Raw genomic sequence first — 17796 nt, 5'->3', positions numbered from 1 at the left:
TCCCCGTCGTCTACGCCTTCATGCCCTCCACCGACCCCACCGACTGCTCCATCGTCCCCGACGAAACCGACGGAGCCGCCCGCGCGGTACGCCACCTACGCGACATCGGCAGGGAACGACTGGCCCTGGTGGCGGGCCCGGAACGCCACCACTCCGCCCGCGCCAGGGTGGACGGCGCGGTAGCCGCGCTCACCGCCGACGGCCTCGCCCCGGCGATCGAACCGCTCTACGGCGAATGGAGCGAAGCCTGGGGCCGCCAGGCCGCACGCATCCTGCTACGCCGCAACCCCGACATCGACGCCGTCTTCTGCGCCAGCGACCAAATCGCCCGCGGCCTCACCGACGGCCTGCGCGAAGCAGGAAGACGAGTGCCGCGCGACGTCGCAGTGGTCGGATTCGACAACTGGGACGTCATGACCGCCGCCACACGGCCGCCGCTGACCAGCGTGGACATGGACCTCGAGGGCCTCGGCCGGGACGCGGCCAACCTGCTGCTCGCCGCCATCGCGGGCGAACCGCAGCAGGGAGTGCATCTGCACCCGTGCCGCCTGTCCATCCGCGCCTCGACCGGCGACGGCGAGCCGGAGTGACCGAGGAGGCTGCTGCGGGGACGTTCCTCGCCGCCGACCTCGTCGACCCAGTGGCCCCGTTGACCTGCGCTCAAGCACTTCGACGACGCCGAGCATAGGTCTCGGCGAGCAGCGCCGGCGAGCTCGGCTGCCTGCATATGCCCGAAGACAGCCGTGGACGCAAACGTTTGCCTAAGGCTTGCACGCTTGCGCCGGCCCACTGAATCGCACTTCCGCGAAATTCGTCGGTGAATGCACTCAACCTTTTACATCTGATTCACGTTCCAACTGATGGCGGCTCACACGAAGATGTGATTGGCCGCCCACAAGGATTTCCGCAACATCGCCGACTACACCTCAAGGAGAAGAAGGCATGTCCCAGTGCGCCGAATACCTGCCTGTTAAGCAGACCACTGACGCCCCCGGGTGTCCCTACAGCCCCCACGGGGGTAGGGCTAACCCCACCTCCGACTGGCCTGGTCACACCACTGACTCAGGCAGGCCCGGCTGGAAGGCTCGTAGTCAGTCACCGTTCTGGCTTACGACGAGACGAGATTTGCCATGTCCATGCCCATTCCCACGTCCATGCCCACCTCCGCGTCCCTGGTCGACCACCGTTCGCCCGTGGCGGCGCGGGCTGAACGGGTCGTCAAGGCCTACGGTTCGGGGGAAACCCGGGTCACGGCGCTCGACGCGGTGGACGTCGAGATCGAGCGCGCCCGGTTCACCGCGATCATGGGGCCGTCAGGTTCGGGGAAGTCCACGCTCATGCACTGCCTGGCCGGATTGGACCAGGTCAGCTCCGGCAAGATCTTCGTCGGCGACGCCGAACTCAGCGCGATGAAGGACAAGGCCCTCACCCGGCTGCGGCGTGACCGGATCGGGTTCATCTTCCAGTCCTTCAACCTGCTGCCGACGCTCAACGCCCTCGAGAACATCACGCTGCCGATGGACATCGCGGGGCGGCGGCCGGACCAGGCCTGGCTCGACCGGGTCATCGAGACGGTGGGCCTCGCCGACCGGCTCAAGCACCGGCCGACGCAGCTGTCCGGCGGGCAGCAGCAGCGGGTCGCGGTGGCGCGGGCACTGGCGTCGCGACCGGAGATCATTTTCGGCGACGAGCCGACCGGCAACCTCGACTCGCGCGCGGGGGCCGAGGTGCTCGGCTTCCTGCGCCGCTCGGTGGACGAACTCAAGCAGACCATGGTCATGGTCACCCATGACCCGGTCGCCGCCGCGTACGCGGATCGCGTGCTCTTCCTCGCGGACGGACGCATCGTCGAGGAGATGAGCGCGCCGACCGCCGAGGCCGTACTAGACCGGATGCGCCGCTTCGACGGCCGTCGCGAGAGCTGAGGGGGACGAGATGTTCAAGGCGACCTGGCGGAACTTCTTCGCCCACAAGGGCCGCCTGGCCCTGACCCTGCTCGTGGTCGTGCTCTCGGTCGGCTTCGTCACCGGGACACTGCTGTTCACCGACACCATCAACCGCACGTTCGACCAGATGTTCGCGAGCACCTCCGCGGACGTGACGGTCAGTCAGACGGCCGCGCAGAACCAGGAGGTCTCGGCCTCGGATCCGACTGTTCCGGCAAGCCTGGTCAGCCGGCTGGCCACGGTGCCGGGCGCCGCGTCCGTACGCGGCGAGGTCTCCACCGAGCAGCTCGTGGTCACCGACGCGCAGGGGCACCAGCTCAGCTCCTCGGGCGGTTCGCCGACCGTGGGGACGAACTGGGACCCGAACGGCACCTCCACCTCCCTCTCCTCGGGGCACGCTCCGCAGGGACAGGGTGAGGCCGTACTCGATGCCGACACCGCGTCCCACCAGCGCCTCGTCATCGGCGACGAGCTCAAGGTGGTAGCCGGGCCGGGTACCTTCACGGTCAAGATCGTCGGCCTCTCGCAGTTCAAGACGCTCAACCCCGGCTCCGCGTTCGTCTACTTCGACACCCCGACCGCGCAGGCCGACCTGTTGGGCAAGACGGGCGTCTTCACCAGCGTCGACCTCACGGCGGCACACGGTACGAGCGATGACCAGCTCAAGGCGAACGTGCTGACCGCGATCGGCGGCCACTACGACGTGAAGACCGCGGCCGAGGAGACCTCGTCGAACCTCAGCGGCCTCGGCTTCGTCTCCGTGCTGCGCGTCGCGCTGCTCGGCTTCGCCGGAATCGCCCTGCTGGTGGGCGCCTTCCTGATCGTCAACACGTTCCAGATGCTCGTCGCCCAGCGCACGCGCGAACTCGGTCTGCTGCGGGCGCTCGGAGCGAGCCGCAAGCAGGTCAACCGCTCGGTGCGGACGGAGGCGTTCCTGCTCGGCGTGATCGGCTCCACACTCGGCATCGGGGCCGGGTACGGGCTCGCCGCAGGCCTCATCGTGCTGATGCGCGGCGCGGGGCTGAACATGCCGGCGGGCCACCTGGCCCTGGAGCTGTCCACTCCGATCGCCGGGTACGCCGTGGGCATCATCGTCACGCTCATCGCGGCCTGGGGTCCGGCGCGGCGGGCGGCACGGATCTCGCCGATGGCGGCGCTGCGAGACGCGGGCATGCCCGAGGACCGTCGTGCCTCCCGCGTCCGCAGCGCGATCGGCCTGGTCGTCGCCGGAGGCGGCGCGGCGGCACTGGTCGCCGCGGCGAACTCGTCCGGCGGGACAGGCGGCGCGATGCTCGGGCTCGGAGTGCTCGCAACGCTCGTCGGAGAGGTGCTCATCGGCCCCCTGCTGGCCTCCGGCGTGATCCGGGTGCTCGGCCTCGCGATACCCCGCCTATTCGGCCCGGTGGGCCTGCTGGCGAAGCGCAACGCGCTGCGCAACCCCCGCCGCACCGGAGCGACGGCGGCCGCGCTGATGATCGGCCTGTCGCTGGTCGCGGGCCTGTCGGTGGTCAGCTCCTCGCTGCTCGCCTCGGCCTCCGCACAGCTCGACAGCTCGGTCGGCGCGGACTTCATCATCACCGCGAACGGCGATCTGGGCGTGACCCCGCAGGCGCTCGCCGCCGCCAAGGCGACCCCCGGACTGGCCCACGTGACCGAGAACAAGGACATCACGGCGAAGGTCGGCAGCACGGCGGCGCAGGCGGACTTCTTCGCCTCGAGTTCAACGATGCCCCAGGACTTCACCGTCAAGACGGTCTCGGGCGACATGGCCCGGGTCTACAGCGGCGACGGCATCGCGATCCCCCAGGATCTGGCGACCGCTCAGCACATCCGGCTGGGTGAATCCGTCCCGGTGACCTTCACCGGCGGATCCGCGACGGACCTGCCGGTGGTCGCGATCACCAGCGAGGACACCGTCTTCAACAAGGGTTCCTCCTATGTCAGCCTCCAGACGCTGGACGCGTCGCTGCCCGCAGCCGAACAGCCGATCGACTTCATGCTCTTCGCCAAGGCCGATCCGGGGCAGGCCGACGCCACGTACAAGCAGCTGCAGGACCGGCTCGCCGGCTATCCGCAGCTGGACGTGAAGAACCAGGCCGACTACAAGGCGCTGCTGCACAACGAGGTGGCCCAGCTGCTCGACCTCGTCTACGGCCTGCTCGGGCTCGCGATCGTGGTCGCCATCCTCGGCGTCATCAACACCCTGGCTCTGTCCGTGGTCGAGCGCACCCGCGAGATCGGTCTGCTGCGCGCGATCGGCCTCAGCCGCCGCTCGCTGCGTCGGATGATCCGACTGGAGTCGGTGCTGATCGCCCTGTTCGGCGCGATACTCGGCCTCGGTCTGGGCATGGGCTGGGGTATCAGTGCCCAGCGTCTGATGGCCACGGCCGGGCTCGACGTCCTGTCGATCCCGTGGCCGACGATCGTGGCCGTCCTGGTCGGGGCGGGCGTCGTCGGCCTGCTCGCCGCGCTGTTGCCGGCTCTGCGCGCCTCGCGCATGAAGGTGCTGCGAGCGATCGCCACCGACTGACCGGATCAGGGTCCGACCAGGACCCGACTAGGACCATGCCCGGCTCGCGCGTCACCTCTGCCGCGCGAGCCGGGCATGATCCGCCAGATCCTCGAGCACGATCCAGGTCGCCTCCGCTTCGAGGAGCGGGAGCAAGACCCGGTCCTCCCAGTCGAGCTGAACCTCGACCAGGTCCAGCAGCGCGGAGGGCTGCTGGACCTCTCGCCGTCCCCGCCGACCGCGGACGTGCTCTGACGGGCGCTTCGCCACGCTGCCTTCGCCGAGCTCGCGCTCGATCCGGCTGAGGACCACCTCGTCCGACCCGGCGACCTGGGCGCCGCCGGGGACGCCGTTGGTCACCGCGGGCAGAACGTGCCGACGCAGCAACTGCACATGCCGCCGCAGTGTCTGGCCGAGGCAGGCGGCGTCCGTCGGAATGGTGGCGGCCGAGCGGATCTGCCGATGGTTGGCAGCGAGCTCTTCACCGAAATCGATGCCGTGCCCCATCGCGCCCACCTCCTTCATCAGGTTCGGGCGTCCTGTAGGTCAGGTTCACGAGATCAACCATTTACCCGAAACGGCTCGTTTCACCGCTCAGATCACCCTGTGGCGTCAGCCGTTCGGGCGCTCTCGCCGTCGAGCGCGGTTATCGGGCGGCACCCCGGGTACCAACCCCACTTTCGCGCGGCCACCGCCGCGCCCAGGCCGGCTCGACCCGGCGGACAAAGGACGGTGACCTTGGACGGGAGCAATCAGCGCCGCGCGCTCGAAGCACAATACGCACGCATTGTGCGTGCCCACGCCGAGCACGAAGTCGTCGACGCCGCCGAACGCATCGTGTGCGACGCATGGCTCGAGCGCCTCGAGACGCTGGGCACGAACGCGGCCCAACTCATGGCCTCGTCCCGCGCCGCGCATCAAGCTGCCACCGCCCACGTCCGCGAAGCTCGCGACGCGGCCTTGGCCTCACCGCTCCAGCCCGGGTCCGACGCAGCAGACGCAGCGGCGGATGCGGCGGATGCGGCGGCCTCGACCGCGCTCACGTCGGGCCTGCTCACTCGCGCCCTGCACCTGCTCGAACAAGTCGAGCTCTCCTACTCCGAGAACAAAAAGCTCTGCGGCGAAGTCCTCGTGTTCGCGCAGCAGCAACTCGACGCTCTCGCACGCGCCCGCTGCGCCCGCGAAGTCCGCCGCCGCGTCAACGCCGCCTGCGTCGAAGCCGCCCGCCACGCCGCCATGGGCGTGCTCCCACCATCGCCCGACCAGTGATCCCCGCGTGATCCCAGTGATCCCGTGATCCGCCGTGAGCCCCGATCCGTATCGACAACCGCCCGACTTCCGCCCGTCCCGTCCGCGGGAGCGAGGCAGAGACAGACCCAGTGAACCCTCGGTTGCGACAGCAGCGAGCCCACGCTTCGGCGACTCGCCTGTCCGCGACTCTCACCTCAGCAGCCGCGACCGTCTCGACCGATGACAAGACTTCAACGTCTGCCTTTACGCCTCGACCTCAGTCCAGGCCGCCCCAGTCGATCCGGTCCGGAACGGGCTCCACGAGCGTCACCGTGGCCCGACCTGGGCGGAAGTCCGCGCGCACCTCGCCGACCATCGCCTCGAGCAGGTACCAACCGACGTCGTCCCGGTCGAACTCGTACCGCGCCGGGCCACGCACGGTGACGTGCAGCCGCATGCCATGCCGTGCGAAATCCAACTCCAGATCGCCTGCCGTCCACCACGTGCAGGTGTCATCCGGCGTCGGCCGCTGCGCGAGGAACAGCGAGCATGCTTCATCGACGGCAAGGCGCAGGTCAGCCGCACGATCGGCGGGCAGGCCCACCAACAAAGCCACGTGCGCCGCAGTCACCCGGGCCAGCGCGAGGCACTCCTCGTCCAGCGGAATGCTCAGCTTGGCCATACGTTCCTGCGCGATCCCGCCATCCACGCTCCCCGCTGCCACCGCGCTCCCGGCCGACCCTACCGACCCCGAGGCGTGCCAGCTCACATTCGCCACAGGCACCGCCAACTCCTCACCTGGGTGGGCGGGCACGCGCACCTGCGCCTCATCCGCGCACGTCAGGCCGCCCGTGTCCGCCATTTCCGCTACTCCCGCCGTGTCCGCCATGCCCACCGCATCCCTGATATGCGCTGTTCCCGCCACGTCCGCCATTGCCGCCACATCCATGACGTAAGCCGCATCCATCACATCCGCCATGCCCGTTACTTCTGTCACGCCCGCTGAGCCCCTCATACCCATCGCGTCGATCACGCTCGCGGCAGAACTCGCCGCAGAACCTCCCGCCGAGACTGTGCGCCGATCCATCCCCTTCCCCCCTTTCATCCCCTCCGCTTCGCGCACTCCACCCTCCGCGATTGCGGCCGCCCCGGCAGAGGCCGTCTCCACTTCGCCCGTATCCACCAGTGCTCCACTCCCCTCCATCAGCGCCTCCCCATCCGTCGACATGCCGTTCCCTTTCCCACCTGCTCGCGGACGTGCGTGATCGCGGCGGCGGCTGCCATTGCCGTCGCCGCGATCACGTTCTCCGTGATGTGCGCTCAACCGAAGATACGAAGATCTCACTGGCACCCGTCACGGACCGGTCGACCCGCACGGTTCACCCGGACGTGTGTCGCGCTGTCGGCCGATCGGGCCTTCGGCCCATCCTCATGGTCTTCGCATCGACCGTTGGCGGGTCCCGGGGTACCCAGCATCACGGCGGTCATTCGCATCCTTACGGGTGAATCGCGCACCGCATGGCGCCGACGTGCTCCGCGTCTTCGGCTCAAGGAGCGAATACCGCGACGTGAAACGGGCACCGTGATAAGCGCCCGCGAGGCGCGACGGGCGAGGAAGGGGCCGACCGATGCCGAGCGCGATCAAGTTCTCCCACCTGGACAAAGTGCTTTTCCCCAAGGATGCGATCACCAAGGGCGAGCTGATCGAGTACTACCGGTCCGTGGCCGAGCGGATGCTGCCGCACCTGCAGGACCGGCCGCTGGCGATGGCGCGGTACCCCAACGGGATCGACAAGCCCTCGTTCTTCCAGCAGGCGGCGCCCACCCACCTGCCGTCCTGGGTCAAGCAGGTCACCGTTTCCAAGGAGGACGGCGAGATCTCGCATGTGCTGTGCCAGGACGAGCAGACGCTCGCCTTTCTCGCCAACCAGGCGGCGGTCACGCTGCACACCTGGCTCTCCCGCGTCGACCGGCCCGAACGCCCGGACCAACTGCTGTTCGACCTCGACCCGCCGCACGAGTTCGAGGAGGCCCGGCACGCCGCGCTGGCGCTGCGGGAACTGCTCACCGAACTCGGGCTGCCGTGCGTGGTCAAGACGACGGGCGGTCGCGGCCTGCACGTAGGCGTCCCGATCGAGCGCCGCTACGATGCCGACGAACTGCGCGAATTCGCCCGCGACATCTGCGCGATCCTGGAGAGCAGAGAGCCCGACCGCTATACGAGCGAGGTACGCAAGGCCAAGCGCGGCGACCGACTCTTCCTCGACGTCTCCCGAAACGCGTACGCGCAGCTCGTCGTCGCTCCATACACGGTCCGCGCGACGCCGGACGCGCGCGTGGCCACGCCGTTGGACTGGAGTGAGGTCGAGGACGAGACGCTCACGCCGTCGCGGTTCACTCTGCGCAGCATGGGTGGTCGGACCGCCGAATCCGACCCCTGGCATGTGATGCCGGAGCCCGCGACGTCACTGACCTCGGCCCGCCGCCGTGTTGACAGTCTCCTGGCGGCCTGACACCGGTCCCCCATTGCCGCGCGTGCAGAGCCACGAGGGTGCGGGGGAACTGGGTGGGTGTCTGAAAGCCCCGCTCTCCCGCATGTCGCGCGGGGGACGGGGTATCTGCGCATCCTGTTCCACCAGCACGGCTGATCTGGGAGGCGGGCCATGACCCTGTCGGCACAGGACAAGCGGATCATCACCCTTATCGAGCGGGACCTGAAGCAGGATGACCCGCGCTGGTCGCGACGGTACACGCGCCGGCACCGCCGACTCGGCCGGCCAATGCTGGCACGGTCGAGTCGAGGCGGGCGGCGCGTGACGGTGATGGCGGCGTTCGCCGCGTGGGTCGCGCTGGTCTGCGCCGACGAGTCGAGAGGGCCGGGGGTCTGGCTGTGGATCGCGCTCGTGGCCACGGTCGTGGCGATCACCCTCGCCGTGGTGCACGTACGGGCGCACCGGCGAGGGCGCGGCGGCGAATTCGCCATGTGACGACGAGCAGGCGGCCGGTCCGGACGGCGAACGCACTGATGAACTCGGCGGCCCACCGGGGCGCCGCTCAATCGTCCCCGTTGTACCGCCACCTACGTCGTTGCTCGGAGACCATGTCCGACCGCGGCCGGACCGGACGGCCGGCGAGGGTGGTCACCGCAGCGGGAGAGTCAGGGCCCGATGTACGCGGCGTGGACGGCGCGACCGGCATCGCCGCCGTCTGATCTCCTGGCGATGCGGCGCCCGGCACCGTCGGGTACGGCTCCTCGGTGACGACGAGCGTGTCGCCAAGATGTCCCGGGGGAACAGTGTTGCCCGGCGGCACGGCGTGTCCCTGCGGCACGGTTCCCGGCGCAGGGCCGACCAGCGGCGGGCCGATCGGGGATGAGGCCGGGTTCGGCACGATGACCGGGTTGCCGGCGGCGTCGAGGACCGGTTCACCGATCGGCTCGAGCACGGCCGCGACCTCGGCGCTCTCGCGGCCCAGCAACGGGCTGTCCGCAATCAGGGTCCTGATGAGAAGGTCGGCGGCGGCGCCGAGCATGAGGATCACTCCGGCGGTCCGCAGATCCAGGTACTTCGGCGAACTCTGCACGGCGAAGGCCAGGACGGCGCCGATCGCCATGGTCACCAGAGCACCGGCGAAGCTGGTTCGATGTGTCATCGTCACCACTCGTTTCCGCCGTACTCGGGGGCGGACCGGTACGGGGATTCCCCGGGCGGCAGCGGGTCCGCGGTCGTACCGGGGATGGTGTACGGCGCCTGCGCCGGCTGTTCCGGATAGGCCGAATAGGCCGGGTACGCCGATTGCGCCGGGCCGGAGGGGCGTACCAGCACCCCTTCCATCGGCTGTCGTACCTGAACGGACGTCAACTGCCGCTGCCGAGCCAGTGCCCTGAGCTGCAGCATGAGTCCGATGACGCCCACGGCCATCAGCACGGCGCCCACCGCGTGGACACTCACCACTTCCGTGCGCACGCGCACTGCGAAGGCGAGTATGGCGCCTGCCGTGACGACCGAGACGTTCGCACCGATCGACATGCTCGTCTCCTTTCCACTCACGCCCGGGTGCCCCGCCCCTGCGGAGTGATGCGCCGTCAGGCCGAACTATCCGGTTCGCACCCACGCACCCACGCACCCACGCACCCACGGCCGACACCGCAGACGTCCCTGTCAGACCCGGAACTCGAGGCCGTTCCAGGCGAACGAGTGGGAGTAAAAGGACGTACACACATAACGGGTCCATAGATTCCACCCCCGCATGGCGGGCATCTCGTGCCACCGCTTCGAGCCGAGGTCGCGCACGTAAAGGATCAGCCGGTCACGCCGGTCGCCGTCCAGGACGGCGAAGGAGCTCTGGAAGAAGTCGATGGCGTCGATCTTGAGCGCCGCGAGCGAGAGTCAACACATCGATCCGTCCTCGCAAGTGCCCTGATAACGGCCGTCCGGCTCCTGTTCGGCCAGCCTCGCCTCGATCCGCGCGCTCGGACCACGATTCCGGCGACCTTCTTTGGGTGTTCGGCAAACGGTGGCGCCGGCTGCCCTCGTTCGGCGGAGCCAAACCTCCCCCACTCACCCGTTTGTCCGATTGGGCAGCCGGATGAGGCGGTGGGAGTTGCGACGAGCGCCGGGAGACCTCACGGTCGGATGGTGGGGATGCACCCCGAGTGCGGCTGGGAGAAGGAGGCAGCGTGAACGGACGACAACTCGTCGCGAAGCCGGTCGGTATGGCGGCCGGGGCGGCAGGCGGCGTGGCCTTCCGGTCGGTGTGGCGTCGCGTCGACGCCGGTCGGGACGTACCCAAGGCTTTGGACTCGAGCCGGTCCTGGCGGGCGGTGCTTCTTGCCGCCGCACTCCAGGGCGCGGTCTTCGCGGTCATCCACGCAGTCGTCGACCGCGCCACGGTGCGCCGGGAGCCGGCCGTGCAGGAAGAGTCCCGGTCGCACAAGCACAAGTAGTCCTCGGCGGCGGACGCGGCCCACACGGCTCCGACGCCGGTCACTCCAGCGGCCAGGCGGTCGCCGGGCCGACCGCCGCTGCGAGCACGGCGCTGTTCGGCAGCAGGACCGGCCCGGCCTTGGTCACGACGGTGACGTACGTCAGCGTCATCCCGGTGACCCTGCCGATGACCGGGCCGCCGAGCGCACCCGAGCGTATGGTCAACTCGTCGCCGATGGTGAACGGCCGGGCGAACAGGAGCATGATCCCGGCGAACAGATTCGCGAGCGCCTGCTGCGCAGCAATGCCGAGGATGACACCGGTGAATACGCCACCGAGCAGCAGGCGCTGGACCGGGACGTGGACCAGGGCGAGTGCGCACAGGATCACGACGACGTATCCCGACAGCAGGCACACCAGGCGCAAGGTGCTCGCGCGCGCGTCGCCGAGCCGGCCCGGGATGTGGATGAGGCCGACGACGTCGTCCGTGGCCGAGCGTACGGCGACGACGGCGGTGGCCAAGAAGACGATCGCGCTGCTGATCGCGAGCGCCTGCCGCAGTTCCGCGTGTTTGCCGGCGCTGAGGAAGCCGCCGTAGTGATAGGACACGATGAGCGCGGCAAGGGCGAGGGCGCTGGCGAACACGGCACGCCGCAACAGCAGACGGCGCAGCGAGGTTCCTGCCCGGACACGGAGGCTCGGCTGTCGAAACGCGGACGGGGGCCCTGGCTTGGCATCTTCGGGCCGCCGGCCGGCCGGGATGATCAGGCCCCCGTCCACGCGGGCGTGCGTGGCGGTGATCTCATTCTCGTTATCCATCGCCTTCGGTTAACCGTGGCGTCGCGGGCTCAAACGGCCGCGGCGACGTTGTGATCATCACCCGTTCAGCCCAGAACCGTTCAGCCGAGTGGACGGCGTCGTCTCGTCCCACTCGGCCGCCCCGGCCAAGGCGTGATGCACACCGGTCAAGCCGAGGACGCCGACGGCCATCAGCACGACGCCGAGTACCTCGAAGACGATGTGCCAGCCCAGCGCGATCCGCTCCCCGAACAGCAGGGCGCCGAGCGCGACGCTGATCAGCGCGTCACCGAGCGTCAAGGCGGGCTGAGACCCGGTCAGGCTTCCGGTCCGCAGCGTCCACTGCAACAGCACCACACTGAGAAGGCCGACTGCCGCGGCGACGTACGTGTACCAGGTCGTCAGAACCGCCCCAGCGCCGTCGGGGAAACGGCCGGTGACCTCCTTGATGAGCGCGGCGGTAGTCGCGAAACAGGCTGCGGTGGCGGTACCGAGGACCGCTGCGCGCGCAAGGCCGCGCAGGTGCAGCGCCACCAGTACCAGCACCACCACGAACCCTGCCACCGCGCCGCCCACGGCGAGCCAGCGCGCACCTGACGCATCGTTACCGCCGCCCGAGGGCGAGGCGGCGAGCAGGAAGATCGCGAGCCCGAAGGCAAGCATCAGGAACGCCCGCCAGAGCGCAGGGCTGGGCCGACGGCGGAATACGAGGGCGCCGATGAGCAGCGCGAACAGCAACTCGGTCGCGAGCAGCGGCTGCACCACCGAAAGCCGACCGGCGTCGAGCGCGATCACCTGGCAAATGGCTGATACGCCGGTCGCCACAGCCCCGCCCCACCAGCCGAGGCGCGCGAGCGGCTGGAGCAGTCGCTCCGTGATCACCAGCGGGCCGGAGCCGGGCAGGGGCCTGAGCCCGACCGACGCACGACGCTGGAGCACGGTGGCCGCCGCGTTCGACATCGCGGAGAGCAAAGCCATCAGGACGGTGAGCGCGTTCATCCCTGACCCGTCGTCATGATCATGCGAAGCTGGTCACCCGCCGCGTGCGGGCTCCCGACCCACCGACGCCCGACGAGACCAGACGAGGTGGTCACCATGCCGCGAACCGGACGCCGCCTCGCGTCGACGGGTGGGCGCAGGTGAGTCGATTCCTGCTGCTGAGCGCGAGCATGGGTGCCGGGCACGACGCGGCCTGTGCGGAACTGGCCCGACGCCTGAACGCGGCCGGACACGAGAGCGTGGAGTTGGACGTGCTGCGCCTGTTGCCCGGGCCGATCGGTGCCGGCCTGCGCGGCTTCTACCATCTGGTCATCCGCCGCGCCCCGTTCGTCTACTCCGGCATCTACTCGGCCTTCTTCCAGCCCGGCGACGGGCCGCGACCGGGCAGCACACCGCTCGCCGCGCTCGCCGAGGGCCGCCTGCTCGACGCCGTAGCTCACAGCCGCGCCGACGCGGTGGTCTCGCTCTTCCACCTCGCCGCCCAGCTCACCGGCCGGGCGCGGGCCCGCGGCCGGCTCGCGGTGCCGAGCGCGGCGCTCGTCACCGATTTCGCCGTGCACCGGCAGTGGCTACAGCCAGGTAATGACCTCAACCTATGCCTGACCGGCCCCGCAGCCCAGGAGGCGCGCCACGCCCTGGGCCGACCGAGCGCCGTGTACGGCCCGCTGGTGCCGGAGAGCTTCCACCCCCACCCGCCCGGCGAGCAGCGCTGGCACGAGCGGTTCGCCGAGGGCGGCCGGAGCGGCCAGAGTGGAGGTGCCGGGGGCTCTGGCGGCATGGGCGGCACTGGCACCGGCACCGGCACCGGCACCGGCAGGCCGATGGTCGTACTGTCGGCAGGCGCATGGGGGGCGGGAACACGATTCACTCGAACGGCCGAGACGCTACGCCACGCGGGTTATCACCCAATCGTCCTGTGCGGACGCGACGAGCGTCTGCGCCGACGTCTCACACACGTGAAGGGCGCGACGGCGCTGGGTTGGGTTGAGGACATGCCCGGCCTGCTCGCCGCCTCCGCCGCCCTACTCGACAACGCCGCCGGGCAGACCGCGCTGCAAGCACTCGCCGTAGGCATCCCGGTGATCGGCTGGCGCCCGATCCCCGGCCACGGCATCGCAGGCGTACGCCGAATGGCTGAACTCGGATTGAGCGACTACGCGGCGAACGAGGCAGAACTGGTGCAAGCACTCGACCGCCTGGTCCCCGACGGTCCGCGGCGCAGCAACCGCATCGCCGCCGGACGCGCCCTACTCGAGCCGGACGTGGTCGCACCGCTCGAGGCGATGGTCGCGGAGCGTTGACTACGCCAGACGGGTGAGTTGGCTGACCGCGTCCGGCAGGTGGGTGGGTGAGCTGCCGATGGGCCGTTAGGGCGACGGGCGACCGGCGAGTGGGGACAGTCGACTACCCGCAGAAAACCCCATAGGCCACCCGATCGGAGCAGCCATGAACTCGAATGGCGCAGTCGTACGACGGCGACAGGCATCGCGAACTCACCCTGTTGGCCCAGTCGTACGAGGCAGTTGGCACAGTTATACGACGCAGTGACGTGCCGGTCGACAGAGAGCATTAATCCGCCTGACGTAGTGGCCGACGCGGAGCTGTGTTGGCGAGTGAGGCGCGGTAATCCGGTTGGCGCAGCGAAACAGCCACGAGCGGACGCGGGGTAACCCGTTCGGCGTAGTGCAACGCTGGCGGGCGCGGCGGGGTAATCCGACTGGCGTAATGACGCGTTGGCTATTGGCATGCGGGGCAAGGCAAACCCCCGACTGGAGTAGTACTTCGCGGCAGCCCAAGCTGCGCGGTAATCCAATTGGCGTAGTGCTTCGCGCTTTGGCGAACGCACTTGAGTCGCGTCAGCCGAAGCGGGCGGCGAGCTGGCGGTAGACGGTGGGAGCCAGGGCTCTGATGCCAACCGGGATGCGGAACCAGCGGGGTACGAAGACCTCCTCGCGTCCGTCGCCGATGGCCTTGAGCACGGCGCGGGCGACGTCTTCCGGGGGGATCGGGCGGGGCAGACGCCGGCTGTAGGGCTTGCCGCGGCGGGCGAAGAAGGGCGTATCGACGACGCCGGGGATGACGTGGGTCATCTGGACGCCGGTGCCCTTCAGCTCGTAGCGCAGCGAGTCGGCGAACGCGCCGAGACCTGCCTTGGCGGCGGAGTAGACGGCTTCGCCCTCGACGCCCAGGCATCCGGCGACCGAACCGATCAGCACGAGTTGGCCGCGACGCTGGAGCAGCATGTGCGGAAGCGCCAAACGGACGAGTTGTATGACCGCAGCCAGATCGACGGTCAGGACACGATCGAGCGCGCTGGTAGGCATGGTGGCGAACGGTCCGGCCCAACCTACGCCGGCGGAGGCCACCAGCAGGTCGATCCGCTGGGCGATGTCGACGGCGGTGCTGACGAGTCGGCGGGCACCGTCGGGCGCGGCGAGGTCGCAGCGCAGCGGTGTCGCCCCGGTCTCCCGTGCTATCTGGTCCACGCGATCGGGGTCCCGACCGGAGACGAGCAACGTCCAGCGGTCTTCGGCGGCGAGTTCACGGGCGATGGCGGCGCCGATGCCCGAGGACGCGCCGGTTACGAGCGCGACGCCACGGCCTGGGTCGGGGCCTTTGTAGAGCTTGAGGGCCGGCACGGACGTCGGGGTGCCGAAACGGCTGAGGCTCAATCCGCCAGGACTGAGGTTGACGGAATTGACGGCGCGGTCGGTGTCAGGGTCCACGTCGAGGCTCCGGGCGGACTGGCTGCAGGTGGACTGAGCGGGTTGAACGGGTGCGCCGGCCTGGGTGCTGCTGCACGTGTGGGCGTGGGCGTCGCTGAGAGTGGGGCGATCGCTGCGGGTGCGGGCGTCCTTGTGGTTGGGGACGCTGACAAGATCTTGGCCGTGGATGACACTGCGGGCGAATTCCTGGGCCGGATCGTACGTGGCGGCTTGTTCGCAGCGGCATACGACATTCTCCGCGAGAAGGCTGCGGCTGCGTGTGGCGGCCAAGCTCGAGGTGATGTCGCTGGGATGGAAGTCCGCGTCAGAACGCACGTGTGCGTGCTCGCTCTCGAGGGCTCGCGCGGCGGCAGATGCGGGGAATCGCGGGGCGAAAAGGGTGTGCGGGGCTTGGGTGTGGGTGGTGGCGCTGCCTGCTGAGGTGACGAGGGCGTGCGCGTAAGCATGGGCCTCGGCTGCCCTGACCGAGGTAGCCAGGGAGTGCACGCGGAGGTCGGCAGACGCGGCGTCAGCGGGGACAGCGGGGACAGCGGGGACAGCGCCAGTGAACGCGCGAGAATCGGCGGTGGCGGCCGCATCAGCTGGGGAAATGACTGCGTGCGCATGGGGATGGGCTACACCAGCCGACGTAGCCAGGGCATGGGACGTAGCCAGGGCGTGCGCGCGGAACTCAGCAACTGGGCTGTCAGCTGGGACAGCGCCGGTGAGCTCGCGGGCATCGGCGGCTGCGGCATCATCTGCGGAGATGAATGCGTGCGCGTGCTGGTGGGGGGCACCGGCTGACGCGGCCAGGACGTGCGCGCGTAGGTCAATTGCTGCGGCGTCAGCCGGGGCAGCCGGACCGTGCGCGCCCGAATGGGTGGTGGCGACGTCGGTTGGGGTCGCGGCGGCGTGCGCGTGGGTGTGGTTGGGCGCGACGACAGAGAGATCGGTGGGGGCGGGCGGTGGCGCGGAGGGGTCCGCGACCGCCCGGCTGCACTCGTCCCTCGGCACGCCGTAGGCGTGCGGCAGGACTGCCATGAGACCTCCTCAGCTCGAGCCCTGCTCCGCGCGCGACCTTGTTCCTGCCGCCTTGCGCGACTACGACTCTGTCGGCCTGTTCGCCGCCTGCGTGACCGCCCGGCGCCGGGGCTCGGCGGTCCTGCTCGGGCATCGGCCACCGCACAGTAGCCTGCCACGGGGCTTTCGAACCTGCGGCCGCTCAGGTCCGTTCGGGGCGCCACGATCAAGGCGAGCGGATCAGGGTGTCCACAAGTCGAGGTGCCCAATTCGAGGTGTCCGAGTCGAGGCGCCCGCGGGTCTCGGTTCAGGGAGTCAGATCTGCTGGTCAGGGCTCCTGGTGGTTCTCGGTTCTGATCTCCGGGCCAACTCGGTTTCGATCTCTGCGGGTCGTGTGTCCACGCGGAGGACGGGGGTTACGCGTCCGCTCGGAGGACGGCGAGCGCTTCGACTTCCAGCAGCAGGTCCGGTCGGAACAGGGCCGCCACCTGGACGGCGCTGCTCGCGGGCGGGTTTTCGACGTCGACGTACTGGTCTCGGGCCTTGCGCACAGCCGGGAGGTGGGCGACGTCGGTGACGAAGAAGGTGAGCTTGATGACGTCGTCGAACGTGGCGCCGGCCGCGGTCAGGCAGCGGTGGAGGTTCGCGAAGACTTGGAGCGCCTGGGCGGCGGCGTCGCCGGGGCCTACGAGGTTGCCGTACTGGTCAAGGGCGATCTGTCCGGACACCGCGACGAGCCGTCCGGTGGCGGTGACCACGTGACTGTAGCCGGTAGCGGGGGCGATCCCGTCGGGGGCGGGGATGTGGGTGAGGTGCGTGCTCTGCGTCATGTCAGCATCCTCATCCATGATCGACTGGCTTCACAACCGCTTTGGAGAATTTGGGAACGGTGCGGTGGCGTAGGGCGGGACGGAGATCACTGGTCAGATGTCGGAAGTCAGAGGTGAGAGGTCAGGGGTCTTTTCGACTCGGCTCGATCTACGCGTCTTCGTCCTCGTCGCCGCCTACCTCGTCTTCGGGGACCAGGTGCACGGCGGCTTCTTCGGCGGAGGCGGCTTCGCCGTCGCGGCCTACGTCTTGGGCGAACTGGCGGGGTTCGCCTTCCTCAACGGGGTGGGTGCCTTCGTCTGCGGCGACGAGGCGGCCGGTTCGGGGCTGCGCTTGGTCTTCCGGCGCGACGGCGGGGATCTCGGGTTGCTCCTGGGCCATGCGGTCCTCGAGGCTCTCGCCCTCGCGGGCTTCGGCGTCGGTGACGCCGAAACGTTCGGCGGCGGGACGGCGCTCGGGCGGGCTGATGCCGGTGTCGAGCGGGTCGGACTCGAGGTCGTCGGTCAGGAGGGTGTCGCCGGGCTGGAGCACGCCCTCGTCCTCGGGGACGTCCTGGGTCTCGAGGCCGGGCTGGGCGCCGTCGATCGAGACGTCGTCGGACGGGTATCCGGGGTCCGCGGCCGGGCCGGGGTCGGAGCCGACGGGGGTTTCCGGGTCCGCGGCGGAGGGGTGATCTTGCTCGCTCATGGGTGTTCGGTATCCCGTGCGGGCCTGGTTATGCATGGATGAGGCGGCTGGTTGGCGGGACCGGAGGCCATCTGAGTGCGGGTGTCAAGCGGGCCGCGTGGTGGCTGTGCGGAGACATGGGTGGGCGGTGGATGGGATGTAGGTGGGTG

Annotated in this window: 18 protein-coding genes; 9 read left to right on the top strand and 9 right to left on the bottom strand. The window is 69.6% G+C overall.

The window, feature by feature from the left end; genetic code table 11:
* The 3 genes from KDL01_RS28110 to KDL01_RS28100 form a co-directional block, all read left to right on the top strand.
* A partial coding sequence (locus KDL01_RS28110) for a substrate-binding domain-containing protein (protein WP_212531642.1) occupies positions 1-590 on the top strand: 590 nt, incomplete at its 5' end.
* A gap of 564 nt (positions 591-1154) precedes the next feature.
* Positions 1155-1925 (top strand): ABC transporter ATP-binding protein, encoded by a 771-nt coding sequence (locus tag KDL01_RS28105; RefSeq protein ID WP_212531643.1) that lies wholly within the window; start codon positions 1155-1157, stop codon positions 1923-1925.
* Positions 1926-1935: 10 nt separating this feature from the next.
* Complete coding sequence (locus KDL01_RS28100) at positions 1936-4476, top strand: ABC transporter permease (RefSeq protein ID WP_212531641.1); 2541 nt, start codon at positions 1936-1938, stop codon at positions 4474-4476.
* Between the two features lie 51 nt (positions 4477-4527).
* Here the strand turns inward: KDL01_RS28100 and KDL01_RS28095 are convergent, their stop codons facing one another.
* Positions 4528-4971 carry a hypothetical protein gene (locus KDL01_RS28095; protein ID WP_212531640.1) on the bottom strand — a complete coding sequence of 148 codons (444 nt, stop codon included), beginning with the start codon at positions 4969-4971 and terminating at the stop codon, positions 4528-4530.
* 222 nt (positions 4972-5193) lie between these two features.
* On the opposite strand from KDL01_RS28095, the gene KDL01_RS28090 reads away from it, so the two are divergent.
* The gene (locus tag KDL01_RS28090; protein WP_212531639.1) at positions 5194-5724 is read left to right on the top strand and encodes a hypothetical protein; all 531 of its coding nucleotides are present in this window, start codon (positions 5194-5196) and stop codon (positions 5722-5724) included.
* 238 nt (positions 5725-5962) lie between these two features.
* Here KDL01_RS28090 and KDL01_RS28085 read toward each other — a convergent pair whose 3' ends face one another.
* On the bottom strand, positions 5963-6664 hold the full coding sequence (locus tag KDL01_RS28085; protein WP_212531638.1) for an ATP-binding protein: 702 nt from the start codon (positions 6662-6664) through the stop codon (positions 5963-5965).
* A 649-nt stretch (positions 6665-7313) separates the two neighbouring features.
* Between KDL01_RS28085 and ligD the strand changes: the two genes are divergently transcribed.
* Entirely contained in the window at positions 7314-8198 is an 885-nt protein-coding gene (gene ligD / locus KDL01_RS28080; RefSeq protein ID WP_212531637.1) for a non-homologous end-joining DNA ligase, read from the top strand.
* 150 nt (positions 8199-8348) lie between these two features.
* A complete protein-coding gene (locus tag KDL01_RS28075) occupies positions 8349-8672 on the top strand; it encodes a DUF3040 domain-containing protein (protein ID WP_212531636.1) in 324 nt (107 codons plus the stop codon).
* A 67-nt stretch (positions 8673-8739) separates the two neighbouring features.
* On the opposite strand, the gene KDL01_RS28070 is transcribed toward KDL01_RS28075, so the two are convergent.
* Positions 8740-9336: a hypothetical protein gene (locus tag KDL01_RS28070; protein ID WP_212531635.1), complete on the bottom strand. Its 597-nt coding sequence runs from the start codon at positions 9334-9336 to the stop codon at positions 8740-8742.
* Positions 9337-9338: 2 nt separating this feature from the next.
* Positions 9339-9713 carry a hypothetical protein gene (locus KDL01_RS28065; protein ID WP_212531634.1) on the bottom strand — a complete coding sequence of 125 codons (375 nt, stop codon included), beginning with the start codon at positions 9711-9713 and terminating at the stop codon, positions 9339-9341.
* A gap of 650 nt (positions 9714-10363) precedes the next feature.
* Between KDL01_RS28065 and KDL01_RS28060 the strand changes: the two genes are divergently transcribed.
* Positions 10364-10630, top strand: a complete 267-nt coding sequence (locus KDL01_RS28060; RefSeq protein ID WP_212531633.1) for a DUF4235 domain-containing protein — start codon at positions 10364-10366, stop codon at positions 10628-10630.
* Positions 10631-10670: 40 nt separating this feature from the next.
* Here the strand turns inward: KDL01_RS28060 and KDL01_RS28055 are convergent, their stop codons facing one another.
* Entirely contained in the window at positions 10671-11429 is a 759-nt protein-coding gene (locus tag KDL01_RS28055; RefSeq protein WP_212531632.1) for a mechanosensitive ion channel family protein, read from the bottom strand.
* A 57-nt stretch (positions 11430-11486) separates the two neighbouring features.
* The gene (locus KDL01_RS28050) at positions 11487-12407 is read right to left on the bottom strand and encodes a DMT family transporter (RefSeq protein ID WP_212531631.1); all 921 of its coding nucleotides are present in this window, start codon (positions 12405-12407) and stop codon (positions 11487-11489) included.
* A 140-nt stretch (positions 12408-12547) separates the two neighbouring features.
* Between KDL01_RS28050 and KDL01_RS28045 the strand changes: the two genes are divergently transcribed.
* The gene (locus KDL01_RS28045) at positions 12548-13708 is read left to right on the top strand and encodes an MGDG synthase family glycosyltransferase (protein ID WP_212531630.1); all 1161 of its coding nucleotides are present in this window, start codon (positions 12548-12550) and stop codon (positions 13706-13708) included.
* Between the two features lie 555 nt (positions 13709-14263).
* On the opposite strand, the gene KDL01_RS43860 is transcribed toward KDL01_RS28045, so the two are convergent.
* Complete coding sequence (locus tag KDL01_RS43860; protein ID WP_307846627.1) at positions 14264-15448, bottom strand: SDR family NAD(P)-dependent oxidoreductase; 1185 nt, start codon at positions 15446-15448, stop codon at positions 14264-14266.
* Positions 15449-15736: 288 nt separating this feature from the next.
* Here KDL01_RS43860 and KDL01_RS43855 point away from each other — a divergent pair, with 288 nt between their 5' ends.
* Positions 15737-15916, top strand: a complete 180-nt coding sequence (locus KDL01_RS43855) for a hypothetical protein (RefSeq protein WP_246577110.1) — start codon at positions 15737-15739, stop codon at positions 15914-15916.
* A 632-nt stretch (positions 15917-16548) separates the two neighbouring features.
* Here the strand turns inward: KDL01_RS43855 and KDL01_RS28035 are convergent.
* Both KDL01_RS28035 and KDL01_RS28030 read right to left on the bottom strand, forming a co-directional pair.
* Positions 16549-16962 (bottom strand): RidA family protein, encoded by a 414-nt coding sequence (locus tag KDL01_RS28035; RefSeq protein ID WP_212531628.1) that lies wholly within the window; start codon positions 16960-16962, stop codon positions 16549-16551.
* Positions 16963-17110: 148 nt separating this feature from the next.
* Positions 17111-17647, bottom strand: coding sequence for a DUF5709 domain-containing protein (locus KDL01_RS28030; RefSeq protein WP_212531627.1), 537 nt, complete (start codon positions 17645-17647; stop codon positions 17111-17113).
* Between the last annotated feature and the right edge of the window lie 149 nt (positions 17648-17796).

The organism is Actinospica durhamensis, from assembly GCF_018139695.1.
GTDB lineage: Bacteria > Actinomycetota > Actinomycetes > Streptomycetales > Catenulisporaceae > Actinospica > Actinospica durhamensis.
This window is presented reverse-complemented; position numbering and strand designations above follow the sequence as displayed.